Genomic DNA, 11,774 nt, shown 5'->3' with positions numbered 1-11,774 from the left:
TCGCAGAGGTTTTTCAAATATCTAGCTGAATTGTATAGCCTAATCTTTTTGGTAAGGAAATCTTATAAACATCGCCTTGATTCATCTCGTCTGGTGCCTGCATTTGAGTTAAGGCGGTGACGACTTCATCAGAATTTGCCGTGAGGATGATGACGGGGCGATCGCAAGCTATGGGAAAATCATGCCAGGTGCCAATATGCAGCAATAGTCCGTAGCCAGGGGGGAAGCGTAGCGCTTTGACTTGATTTAAGTCTGGCAAGGTTTCGCCATTATCGTGATTAGGCGATGCTAACACCATAATAAATGGTGATTGCCCCAAACCGATAAACATTTGGGTCATGTGGATATGGCGTTCTAACCAAATTATCGGCGGATATCCTGGCATAATTTTGGCTGTTCTGAAGGTTGCTGTTCCCCGATAGGTAAAGTCAATATTTTCGCCTTCTATTACTCTTTCTTGATAAAAGGGAATTCCTAATCCGGGTTTGCTGACTTCATCACCTAATAGATGTCCATAGGGTTTGATGTTTTCTGTATCGGCTTCGATTACGGGAATTTTGAGAATTTGGGTTTGGGAAATAGTCATGATTTTATTGTGATTTATTTATCCAATTGTAAATACCTTCACCAGTAGTTAACCAAGTATCAGGTTTCTTTTTAATATGTAGTAAACATTGTTTTAAATATTTTAATCGCAGTGGTTGACCAACAATAAATGGATGCAAGCCAATTGCCATTACTCGTCCTTGAGATTCTCCATCTTGCCACAATTGGTCAAATTGATCTGTTATTGCTTGGGCAAATTCCACACCAGAAAAGCGGTTACTCAAACACAAGCTAATATCATTTGCTTCTATAGTATAAGGAATTGCCAACAAGCGATCGTTGGGTAATGGATACCAATAAGGTTGGTCATCATTTGCCCAGTCAGCCGTGTAAACAATTCCGGCTGAATGTAATAATTCAAAAGTTGACTCGGTAATGGAGAATCCGGGAGTTAACCAGCCTTTAGGAGTTTTGCCAGTAGCTTGTCGTAGCAAAATTAGAGTTCTATCAATTATATCTATTTCTGTTTGCCGATCCATACCACTATGTCCAGTGGAATTATTAATGCCATGCGCCATCACTTCCCAGCCATATTGCTGTATGGCTGTCATAATTTCGGGATAAAATGTGCAAATCTCACCGTTTACTGCGGCTGTTACTGGAATTTCTAACTCGGCGAATAGTTCAAACAAACGCCAAATCCCAACGCGATTCCCATAATCTCGCCAACCATAGTTAGCAATTTCTGGGTAACTATTTAAATGGGGTTGAATTGCTGTTCCTAGTTTGCCAAAAGTGAAATGTTCTACATTCATCACCACCCAGACAGCAACTCTGGCATTATTCGGCAATTTTAAAACTGGGCGTTGCGTAATTGGTTGAAAAGATGGAGGCTGCATCGTTAACAATTTAAAATTAAAAATCTAAAATTGAATAACTCCTAACTCCTAATGAGTAGAACGAAAAGGTTGCCCTAATCATGCTGGTGTCTCTAGTTTTATGCGTGTGTCATCCCGCGAGATTAACACCCCCGATTCCTCGGTCACTAATTCACCTAGTGTCCCCAAAATTAGAGGTGTAGCTGCCCGTAGCGTATCACTCATGATTAAGCTGATTGTTTGGATGTTCATCCTTTGTAACCACAGGCGAAGCTACCTCCGCCAGATGTTGTTCTTTGACTTGCATTTCCAAAAGTTGGGGAATTGTCACAAATCTATAACCTTGAGCCTTCAGACCTGCAATCATTTCTGGTAAGGCCTTGACAGATTTAGAACGGTTGCCGCCCCCATCGTGCATCAGTACAATCGCACCTGGTTTTGCATACTTCAGCACATTTTTGACCAGCCCTGGCACTTGAGGCGGACGACGTTCGGCATCTCCCGACTGTTCTGACCACATCATGACAGCGTACTTCTCGTTTTTGGCATATCGGGCTAGTCCATTATTTAGAAAGCCGCCAGGGGGACGAAACAGAGTAGTTTTCACTCCTGTAGTCTTGTAGATGATATCTGCTGTGCGATCGATTTCACTAGCCGCAGTCGCTCCATCCATTTGAAAATACCAATGATGCCATGTATGATTGCCTATTACATGACCATCAGCAGCCACTTGTTTGGCAACCTGGGGAAAATATTTCACCATTTGCCCGAGCATGAAGAATGTCGCCTTGATATCATTCTTCTTCAAAATTTCTAAAATCTGTGCCGTATTTTTAGGGCCGGGGCCATCATCAAAGGTCAAGGCGATGACTTTATCGTTTGCTTTCAGTTTCCCTTGATAAACAATTGTTCCCTGAAAAGACTTTGGCACTTGATTCATCTGGTCAGTAGCTGGGGTGATATTCTGTGCATCTGCACTCATCAGCTTGTTCTGACTTGCTTTACCACTCTCGCTTTTTGGCTTTAGAGTTCCCAACAAATGCTCAAATCCGCTTGTAGTTAAAAGCAAACTGATTCCTAAACTACTAGCACCTGTAACCAATGTAATGATTATTAGTTTCACTAACAAAGATAATTTCCGACTGGACACATTAAATCTCCTCAAATATTAGTCATTAATTATTGGCCATTAGCCATTCTACCTTTGCTCCCTTATCTCCGTATTGCTTCACTCGCGATCGCTTGTCAATTAATATATCTGCTGCTAAAAGAATAAAATACCTTGAAACATCCCAGCTAAAGCTAAAGAAAGTCTCAATTTAATCTGCAATAATTCGCCGTATACGTACAAAAGTGCCATCAGAAAGCTGGATAAAATAATACCCAGTGGATTTAACCGGTCAATCAAAGGCAGCAATAATGGCAGTATAACCGTAACCTAGAGAAATGCTAGGGCGGAGTTGACCAATACCAAAACTAAAACTTCGCACACACCAGCTAAACCACCGCTAATTAACAGAGTTAGCCAAATTATGCGTAGGCATAGCCCGTCGTAAACATCGCTGTTTATCCCAGCATATACCGCCGCCTTGGGACTTAAAATCACCGTTTTGAATTACAAATTGGTATAATATCTGTTGCATGAAGCAAAAATTTCAACAATATATCTGGCGTTGTGCCCTAGTAGTGCTTGTAGCATTAGCTGTATGTGGATGGAGTGTGCAGTCGGCACAAGCACTGCTGCGTCAACATCATATTTCTCCGGGTGTCTTACGCTACCACTCACAAGTATCTATCAAAGATGAAAAAGGTTACGCTTGGCAAGTGCTGCTGTTTAAACAGAATTACAACAGTGCAGTCAAAGATTTACGGTTGCGGTTGGTTGCTTTTCCGGGTGTCGTTGAACTTGCTCACCCCGAACCATTGTTAATTGAGACAGCAGCAGGAAAATTGCTGAGTGCATCGGATGCATACGCTCTAACTGCACCCGTCCCTAATGTGGGCGAATATAATTTAACTAATATCTTACCGAAATTGCCAACAACTGATGCGCTCAAACTCTATGTGCCACTTTCTAGTGGACAGCAATTGGTTCTCAACATATCCAATACTGTAGTTACTGAGTGGCAATGGCTAGTTACAGAGATTGATTGATTTTATGCACCAATAGTAAAGTTTAATCTAAAAGCATTCAACATAAAAATAACCAAATGGTGATGTGGGGCATTATTACTGCCTTCGGAGCCAGCAATACCAGTCTTCATCTACTTATAGCCTCCCACATCACACGCAGCAGTAATGTTAGTCTTGAGACTCCTCAGAGATAGGTTCCGATTCGGTTTCAAGTTCTTCTGTTTTGACTTTGGCGGCTGGAGGTTTAACGGGTTTTGGGCCACGCGCTAGGGCAGGATTCCCTTGCTGCCTGTTATCATCCCCATAGGATGCTTTTTTCCCTTTGTCAGACGAGCGATTACGGCTCGGTTTTGCGCTTTTGGGGTTGGATTCAATAGGAGTTATAGAATCCGAATTTTCGGAGCTGTTGTCAGTGTTTGCTTGGGACTGACGTTCCGATTTCTTGATTGGACGTTCTACCATTGTTGATTTTTGTAAATTTATCTGTATGGTACATCGGTTTGGTGACTATCAAACTGTTGAGTAGCATTTTTTAAAGATTTTATTTATGACTTACGCAATAACTCTCTGAAACTCTTATTCCTTTGCGTCCTTTGCGGTTCGTTTTTTCCTTATTTTGCATAAGTCCTGTTATTGGGGAACTCCAAAAAAGAAATTATCCAATTTTTGGAATCAAAACGACTTTCCCTCCCCCAGCTAAATGCCCCCTGCCCTAAAAGCGATAGGATATTTTTTTATTTGGAAGTCCCTTGTTAGAATTTTTGAGTGGCTCTGAAGAGTTGATTTCACAAAAAAGCAGGCAACAAACTTTATCAATTAACTTACAAAATATAAAAATGGGTGCGTTATCGATAGCTGAACGCACCCAAAAACTATTAAACAAAATCAGGTCGTGCCTGTTGCATTGATTTAAACTTTTCCTCTAAAACTGCCCAATTTTCTTGCTCAATTAAGTTAGTTAGCTCATCAAGATTTTGGCGATATTGTTGCAGCGATCGCAGCAATGCTTGACGATTATACCGCGCCATCATCACACCCAACTCTGGATTCCCACCACCCACACGGCTGGTATCCCGAAAACCTGAACTAGCTAACTTTTGGGCTAATTCCAAAACATCAGAGTCAGTTTCACTCAAACAAGCAGCAATCAAAGAGGAACTGACCATTACAGGTAAATGGGAAATCCAACTTACAGCGCGGTCATGTTGCTCTGGTTGACAATAGTAGATATTAGCTCCCAGCGATCGCACAATTTCTTCCACAACCGTAATTGCCGTGGTTGGTGTTGTAGCTGTCGGTGTTAATACATAAGGTTTATCGACAAATAAATGCCGTTGTGCAGCTTCTATCCCACTGTCTGTTGTTCCCGCCATTGGGTGACCGCCAATAAAATTATCCCAAAGCGGAGAAATGTCCTTGACTATCTGTGCTTTCGCCGAACCCACATCAGTTATGACGGTAGTAGCAGACAAATGAGCGATCGACTGTTCAAATTGGGGCACAATAAGGGCTAGAGGTGTGCAAATAAATACAACCTCTGCGGCTGCTAACAGGCTCAGATCGACTGATGCTCGATCGACACTGCCGAGGGCAACTGCCTTTTGACAGGTGGCTTCACGGCGACTAACTCCTAAGATATGATGTCCTTGCGATCGCAAATCAAAACCCAAAGATCCACCTATCAGTCCCAATCCTAAAATCCCAATATTCATTTTTGATTTTGACATTCCGTTTTTTATGACTTTACCAACTATTAAAGTTGGCATCCAAGGGGTAGCATCGATGAATGTAGAGGAATTATTGGAACAATACGCAACAGGAGTCTTAAACTTTAGTGGTGTTGACCTCGCGGAAGCTAACCTGAGTGGGGCCAAACTCAGTGGCATAAATCTTAGCAATGCTAATTTGAGTATAGTCAACCTGAGTGGCGCGAATTTGAGTGAAGCTAACTTGACTAATGCCAAGCTAAATATAGCCAGACTGAGCGGGGCGAATCTAGGTAGTGCCATTTTGAACAACGCTACTCTCAACGTCGCTAATTTGATCCGAGCGGATCTGAGTCGCGCTCAACTTAGAGGAGCTTCGTTGATTCGCGCCGAGTTAATTCGCGCCGATCTCAGTCGCGCTGACTTCTTGGAGGCTGACCTCACGGGTGCCGATCTGCGAGAGGCGACACTCCGCCAAGCAAATCTCCGTCAGGCTAACTTGAGTGAGGCTGTCTTGAAAGGCGCTTCCGTGACGGGAGCCAACTTGGAGATGGCGAACTTAAATGCTAGCGACCTCAGTCGTTCTGACCTGAGCGGCGCAAATTTGCGAGATGCTGAACTCAGACAAGCCAATCTCAGCCATGCTAACCTGAGCGGGGCAGACTTAAGCGGCGCAAACCTCCGATGGGCAGATTTGAGCGGCGCAAATCTCCGATGGGCAGATTTGAGCGGTGCAAAATTGAGCGGGGCTAATTTAGTTGGCGCAGATTTAAGCAATGCCAATTTAACGAATACAATTTTAATCCACGCCGATTTGACTCAGGCAAAATTAATTAGGGCGGAATGGATTGGTGCTGACTTAACAGGAGCAACTTTAACTGGGGCAAAACTTTATGCCACCTCCAGGTTTGGTTTAAAAACCGAAGGCATGATTTGTGAATGGGTCGATCTTAGCCCCGCAGGCGATCGCTCCATTATCCAAAACTTCCATTCCGACGACTCACGAGACTTTTTTAACGAAACACCGCCAACAATCCGAATTATTGTTGATGCAGCCCTAGAACACGAAGCCAATTTTGCGATCGCTGGCGCTTACTACCAAATTGCTCAAGAATACCGAGGGCTGAAACGACCCCCAAGCATCGAAAGTGGGCGTCGTCGAACTGTTTTCACCTTTCATGTAGATAGCGATGAAGCATTATATGCCACTGCTTACATTGTGATTCTTCCCTTTTTAGATGCGATATCTACCCAAAAGAATATTTCCAGTATGCTGGAAATGATTAACAGTGAGGTTGTTGCGAACCAAGATTTAAAATCGCCCCAAATGGTGAAACAATTAAATATCCTTGTAGAGCAAGCCATGAGTCAGGCTACAACAATTAAACAGATGAAAAAAAATATTGAAGTAGCCGCAAAGTTAAATTTTTGTAAAGCCCCAACCCAAATAATTTTAACGAATTCCAGCGCCTACACTTTGATTGTCCATGACAATCCTAACTTTGGGAAAAGATTTATTAATCGCACTGCTCTCAATGCTTCAGCTTACGATCGGATTTCCCATGAATCAACAAAATATATATTGCCTTCGTTAAATATGGTTATGGATTTTGTCAAAGGATTTCACTATATTAGTCATTAGTCATCGGGCATTAACTATTAGTTATTGGACAAATTAAAAATGACAAAAAAACAAATTTTGGAGGGCAAAAATGCGCGACACCTTTAATAAAATGATCGGTCGGACTCGCTATGTAGTCTTTCGCCTATTTCTGCACTTAGGGGGAGGTGAGGTAGCACCAATTTTGGGAGTATTAAATAGTGCTGGGCGGGATGCGATCGATGTTGATGGCGACTTAGAAGTTTTGGGAGAAGGATTGGTAGAAATTAGCCAAACACTGCTGCAATACGATGAATATTGGCTTTCTGCTGCCAACGAAGGTGATGTATTTTGGGATGAAGGCGAGGCGGGAGATTACGTGAATGAATTATTTACTGACTCTGCCCAAAGATATCTCAGCGAACCAGAGTACGGTTCTGGTGGATTGAATGAACCTTTATCTATACCTGTAACCCGCAACGTCATTGTGATGATTACAGTCGCTTATGAAGGAGAAGTACCAGATTTAGAAACCGATCTTTCTAACGTTCAGGCGCTCAAAGAAGGATTGAAAGCATTGATAAATCTGCATTATAAACATAGATTCAAGGCAATCCAAGTGCATTTCTCCCCAGCACAGTTAGGTGATGAACTCACTAGCGATCAACTGTTGCAATATTACCCAGAATTGATTCCTTTGTAATTTGTTGGGTAGTCCGTACTTACTACTCACATCGAGAAATTGTTAAGCTCAGAGATAGGACAATAATCCAATGATCATGACCATAGTACGTAAATTTACAGCCGTTTTTTTAGCTCTGAGTTTGTGTCTGACAACTGTCGCTTGTGGTGGCGGAAACGAAACTACTCCTCCGGCTAAGAACGTTAGCCAAAGCTCTACTAATACCAAGCTAAGTGATGGAGAGTATCAAATACAACAAGCTACATACGATGATGCAACTGGGGAGTATAACCTGTTTTTACTTAACAATAAGCCCCCAACCTTTTCAACCGAAAATTTGCAAATGGCACGGTTAACTGACGATCAAATCAAGGAGGGTAAAAAAACCTATCTGAAGGTAGAAAAAGGACAACCAATTTTATATCTAACGGAAGACTTTAAACTTGAGTACGTCCACAACGTTACCGAAAATAAAACCAATCCCCAAACAGGACAACAAGAGACGGTTGTAGTCCGTCGAGAAAATAGCTTCTGGGCACCATTTGCTGGGTCTGTGGCTGGTGCTGTGGCAGGTCAGGCACTTGGTAGTCTCTTATTTAGACCCCAGTATTATGTACCCCCTGTCTATCAATCAGGACAAGGATTAAGTGGCTTCGGTGGATATGGCGGAAGCTATGGCCAAGCAGTTCAAAACTACCAAACTCGCTACAATGCGCCACCCGCAGCCGTGACAAATCGTACTGCATTCCGCAATACAGGGACAATTAGAAGGTCATATCCTGGTAATTCAACTATACGCAATACACCGCGTAGCACTACTGGTAATAATCGTCCTTCTGGTTCTGGTTTTGGTGGTAGTACCTTGCAACCCTCTGGTAGAGCTACCTCACCCAGACGCGATTCTGGTAGTAGTTTTGGTAGTGGGCGTAGTTCAGCACCCCGCCGCTCAAGTGGTTTTGGCAGCAGACGCCGTTAGGAAATTCCAAATGCAATAAATAGACTGCTTAACAAGTAAAGGTAGTGTGTTGCACAAAGAAGCCGGAGGGTCATAAGTTAACCCTCCGGCTTCTCTTTATATCTATGTAATTTGTGAAGATTAATTATGAATTATTCAGTCAAATAATATGAAATACTAAATACAAATATTGCTAAGAGGACAGGAATCATTTTACTAAAGTCTATTCGCTTTTTTTGAACCATTTCTAAACAAGACATTGGAATCATCAAAGGCCAGAAGATAGCTGTCACCACAAACATCACAACCGATAAAAATTTATCTTCTGGATTGGAAGCAGGATGACGTAGGGAAAATATTAACCAATTAGTTAAAAAATAGCATGACATTAACAAGTAACCAATAGTTAAAGTCAGTTGTATCTGATTCACCGTGAGTACTCCTGATGTTATGTGAGCTTCACTATAGCCTTTCCTGTACTAGTGAGGTATATTATGAGCCTCAAGAGAAATTTTATGATGAATAACATTTAACATGTCATTGCGAGGAGGAACGACAAAGCAATGACGGAAGATTGTTAGATTTTGCAAAAGTGGGATGCTCCCAAACTTATCTTACTGATTGTATTCTCTTTGAAGAAAATTTAAAATTCGCTTATAGCGCTTCTCAGTTGAGTTAAATACAGACCTAACCCCCAGCCCTTTCCTGCTAGTGTTAGGGAGTAAACTCAAAGCTTCTCTCCATTTAAGAGAGAAGTCAAAGTGTATTGCATACAAATGATAAGCGCTATAGCTATTAGAGCAATAATTAAGTGGTCTTAAAAAATCGAATGATTTCGCGGACATGATCGAGAAATTGCCCGTCGGTGGAAAGTTGCGCGATCGCATTTCTGGCTTCTCTCCCCAAACGTTCATGTTCAGTTTGATTTGTCGCCCGTAATTCTTCTAAATTAGACGCAATTCGAGCTAAATCTTTGCGAGTTTCTTCGGCAAAGCGTTGCTGAGTTGTGGGTAAGGAATAGGGTTGTTCCGGGTTGAGTTGATCTTCCAATGACTGGATTTTTTGTTCCAATATAGAGAAGCGATCGCGCAGTTCAAAAATATCTTCGCGCGGGTACTTCCATTCTTGGCGAATCATCGCTAACCGCGCATATAAATACTCATATGCCCGAATCGCTGGACGCAGAATTGTTAATAACAAAGCTGCACCAGAACTTATATACCCCACCGTACTAATACCAGTGACAGCAAGAGTATAAAGACCAACGGTTGAGAATAAGTGTAAAGCAATGGCAACCCAGAGCGATCGCTTTGCCAATACTGTCACATATTTTACTTGTTTCTCATCGACTGGAATTCCCTTCTCTTTGGATTGTGCTGCTTCTGCTAAAACTTCTTTCGCTTGAAAATGCACATTCCACGGGACGGTAACAATTACCAACAGCCACCAAAAACTTGCACCACCAATCACCCAATCAAGAAAGTTACCAGTAGGTATATGCAACCATTGCAGTAAGCCAAAAGCCACCAGCACCGGAACCACAATTCCAATAATGGAACTGATGAAAAAGTTGATATACATCTTACCCTGTCTCCGATGAAACTATCACCTCGATTATGGCTAGTGGTTCTCAATTATACAAATATATTTGTGATGGTTTTTCTAGTTGCACATGATAAAGGAAGGGAGAAATAATGGAATACTGCTTTGTAGAGTTTCAAGTAGATGATTGCAAAAGATTCAATGCTCTTTGTGAAGTTTTCAACGAAATTAAAAAAGATAAAGACAACGATTCTTGGCGTAATGAAGAAAATTGTAGCTTGGGAAAACGTGAGACAATTCAAAGCTTTCCCCGTCATTATTGGATGAGATAGCTACGCCAAATTGATTGAGTATCTTTACTACCTTTTTCTGGAAGTAGCAATCGCCAGGTTTTGCCTTCTTGCTGAATTTGCAGGTAAACGTCAAATGCTTGTTTTGCTTGCGTCAAGCGCCGTGTTGGTAGCTTGAGAATCAAGTCGTAGGTTCCCCGAACGTGAAAAGCTGGTAAATTTTCAATCGTCAGGGGCTGTTCTTGGGTAATTGATAGCCGCTTGATTTCAAATCCTTGAAAATCTAGATCCAACTGTTGGCTAAGTTTTTGTTGAGTTTGCTCTAGCCCAAGTGCGATCGCTTTTTGCACTAACTCGCTAGTCGGTAGCAGTCCAATACTGCCACAAGCTGTCACTAGCACCAGCAATATTGCTGTCAAAACTAACCGCACTATATTATTCACTGCTCGATCTGCTATTTTCATTCCTTATCAGTTTAACCGGACGGGCCACTGCTTTTTCTGCGTCGAGTAACTCCTTTGCTTTTTACCAATATCATTTTTTATACATACTAGTAAAGGCACGGTATAACCGTGCCTTAATTAGCAAAAAATATTATTTTGACAGGTTTTTGCTTTACAGGAACTTTAATACTGGCGTAAAATTGCAGACAATGAACTATCTTTACGAAGATCCATTAAGTCTGCTAAAGATTCTGTGCGCGTATCCAAGTGGTGCTTGTGTTCTGCTGGCAGAACCGTCACCAGCTGTTTTGTTTTAGGTTGCATCTGCATAATTGGCATCAGTTGTGACTGTGGCACAAAAACCGGTTGGTTCTTGGGAAGGCGTGGTTCCAATCTTTGGTAATGGTTCTGTGCCACGCGTGCCTGATGACGGTTAACCTGTTTTTGGACTTTTTGCGGTTGGTTTATCCACTTAAGCATTCGGAAAATCAGCAAGCAACCACTACCACAGCTGAGGACGATCGCAGCTACCATCCATAAAGGTGTAGGATTACTATTCTCAGAGGGCACATTGATTGGTTCTTCAACTATAACTGGGATTTTTTCTGGTTCGTCTTGTGTTACCTGTCCAGCATTACCTAAGCTATACAGGGCAAAAGCACCACCTCCTAAAAACATGGCTAAACACCCAGTTAACAATAGCCAAGGATGATGTGCAACCAGATATATCAGAACATTCGAGCTTTGTTTTAATCTCGATTTCCTCTTTGTCAGCTCTGGAGTAGCCCTTCTTGGTTGGGTTTGCTCGCGCTGTACACTCTGACTTTTTTCCATGATTACTTTCAGATTTGTACCCCTCTAGTCAATAAATTGTACTGGAGGATTCAAGCATCAGGTATCCGTAACAAAAGTTCAGATTTTAGTAGCTTTTTTGTAAAATATAGGCTACCAAATCTGGCTAACTTTTGCCAAAATTCTGTATTTATTGTGACTTTTTGC

Annotated in this window: 16 protein-coding genes; 5 read left to right on the top strand and 11 right to left on the bottom strand. The window is 41.9% G+C overall.

The window, feature by feature from the left end; all coding sequences use genetic code 11:
* Window positions 1–13: 13 nt before the first annotated feature.
* The 5 genes from V7L01_RS03820 to V7L01_RS03800 all read right to left on the bottom strand — a co-directional run bounded on the left by V7L01_RS03820 (window position 14) and on the right by V7L01_RS03800 (window position 3,030).
* Window positions 14–586: an ureidoglycolate lyase gene (locus V7L01_RS03820; RefSeq protein ID WP_335032061.1), complete on the bottom strand. Its 573-nt coding sequence runs from the start codon at window positions 584–586 to the stop codon at window positions 14–16.
* Window positions 587–590: 4 nt separating this feature from the next.
* Window positions 591–1,445: a polysaccharide deacetylase family protein gene (locus V7L01_RS03815; RefSeq protein ID WP_335032059.1), complete on the bottom strand. Its 855-nt coding sequence runs from the start codon at window positions 1,443–1,445 to the stop codon at window positions 591–593.
* Between the two features lie 78 nt (window positions 1,446–1,523).
* Entirely contained in the window at window positions 1,524–1,649 is a 126-nt protein-coding gene (locus V7L01_RS03810; RefSeq protein ID WP_335032057.1) for a hypothetical protein, read from the bottom strand.
* Window positions 1,642–2,574, bottom strand: coding sequence for a polysaccharide deacetylase family protein (locus tag V7L01_RS03805; protein WP_335032055.1), 933 nt, complete (start codon window positions 2,572–2,574; stop codon window positions 1,642–1,644). Before V7L01_RS03805 ends, V7L01_RS03810 begins: the two co-directional genes overlap by 8 nt.
* A 288-nt stretch (window positions 2,575–2,862) precedes the next feature.
* Window positions 2,863–3,030, bottom strand: coding sequence for a hypothetical protein (locus V7L01_RS03800; RefSeq protein WP_335032053.1), 168 nt, complete (start codon window positions 3,028–3,030; stop codon window positions 2,863–2,865).
* A gap of 35 nt (window positions 3,031–3,065) precedes the next feature.
* Here V7L01_RS03800 and V7L01_RS03795 point away from each other — a divergent pair, with 35 nt between their 5' ends.
* A complete protein-coding gene (locus V7L01_RS03795; protein WP_335032051.1) occupies window positions 3,066–3,578 on the top strand; it encodes a DUF3122 domain-containing protein in 513 nt (170 codons plus the stop codon).
* Between the two features lie 147 nt (window positions 3,579–3,725).
* Here the strand turns inward: V7L01_RS03795 and V7L01_RS03790 are convergent, their stop codons facing one another.
* Window positions 3,726–4,019, bottom strand: coding sequence for a hypothetical protein (locus V7L01_RS03790; RefSeq protein ID WP_335032049.1), 294 nt, complete (start codon window positions 4,017–4,019; stop codon window positions 3,726–3,728).
* 413 nt (window positions 4,020–4,432) lie between these two features.
* Window positions 4,433–5,269 (bottom strand): prephenate/arogenate dehydrogenase, encoded by an 837-nt coding sequence (locus V7L01_RS03785; protein ID WP_335032186.1) that lies wholly within the window; start codon window positions 5,267–5,269, stop codon window positions 4,433–4,435.
* Window positions 5,270–5,339: 70 nt separating this feature from the next.
* Between V7L01_RS03785 and V7L01_RS03780 the strand changes: the two genes are divergently transcribed.
* The 3 genes from V7L01_RS03780 (at window position 5,340) to V7L01_RS03770 (ending at window position 8,521) form a co-directional block, all read left to right on the top strand.
* Window positions 5,340–6,905 carry a pentapeptide repeat-containing protein gene (locus tag V7L01_RS03780; RefSeq protein WP_335032184.1) on the top strand — a complete coding sequence of 522 codons (1,566 nt, stop codon included), beginning with the start codon at window positions 5,340–5,342 and terminating at the stop codon, window positions 6,903–6,905.
* A gap of 70 nt (window positions 6,906–6,975) precedes the next feature.
* Window positions 6,976–7,566, top strand: coding sequence for a DUF1517 domain-containing protein (locus V7L01_RS03775; protein ID WP_335032047.1), 591 nt, complete (start codon window positions 6,976–6,978; stop codon window positions 7,564–7,566).
* Between the two features lie 70 nt (window positions 7,567–7,636).
* Complete coding sequence (locus V7L01_RS03770; protein ID WP_335032045.1) at window positions 7,637–8,521, top strand: hypothetical protein; 885 nt, start codon at window positions 7,637–7,639, stop codon at window positions 8,519–8,521.
* A 131-nt stretch (window positions 8,522–8,652) separates the two neighbouring features.
* Here V7L01_RS03770 and V7L01_RS03765 read toward each other — a convergent pair whose 3' ends face one another.
* Together V7L01_RS03765 and V7L01_RS03760 are read right to left on the bottom strand one after the other, a co-directional pair.
* Window positions 8,653–8,931 carry a hypothetical protein gene (locus V7L01_RS03765; protein WP_335032043.1) on the bottom strand — a complete coding sequence of 93 codons (279 nt, stop codon included), beginning with the start codon at window positions 8,929–8,931 and terminating at the stop codon, window positions 8,653–8,655.
* 376 nt (window positions 8,932–9,307) lie between these two features.
* On the bottom strand, window positions 9,308–10,081 hold the full coding sequence (locus V7L01_RS03760; protein ID WP_335032041.1) for a hypothetical protein: 774 nt from the start codon (window positions 10,079–10,081) through the stop codon (window positions 9,308–9,310).
* Between the two features lie 113 nt (window positions 10,082–10,194).
* Between V7L01_RS03760 and V7L01_RS03755 the strand changes: the two genes are divergently transcribed.
* On the top strand, window positions 10,195–10,374 hold the full coding sequence (locus V7L01_RS03755) for a hypothetical protein (RefSeq protein WP_335032039.1): 180 nt from the start codon (window positions 10,195–10,197) through the stop codon (window positions 10,372–10,374).
* Here V7L01_RS03755 and V7L01_RS03750 read toward each other — a convergent pair.
* Window positions 10,359–10,766: a hypothetical protein gene (locus V7L01_RS03750; RefSeq protein ID WP_335032182.1), complete on the bottom strand. Its 408-nt coding sequence runs from the start codon at window positions 10,764–10,766 to the stop codon at window positions 10,359–10,361. The genes V7L01_RS03755 and V7L01_RS03750 overlap by 16 nt on opposite strands.
* 192 nt (window positions 10,767–10,958) lie before the next feature.
* Complete coding sequence (locus V7L01_RS03745) at window positions 10,959–11,609, bottom strand: hypothetical protein (RefSeq protein ID WP_335032037.1); 651 nt, start codon at window positions 11,607–11,609, stop codon at window positions 10,959–10,961.
* Window positions 11,610–11,774 lie beyond the last annotated feature (165 nt).

The organism is Nostoc sp. (assembly GCF_036917095.1).
Lineage (GTDB): Bacteria > Cyanobacteriota > Cyanobacteriia > Cyanobacteriales > Nostocaceae > Nostoc.
Note: the sequence above shows the minus strand (reverse complement) of the source record. Positions and strands in the feature narration are given on the sequence as shown.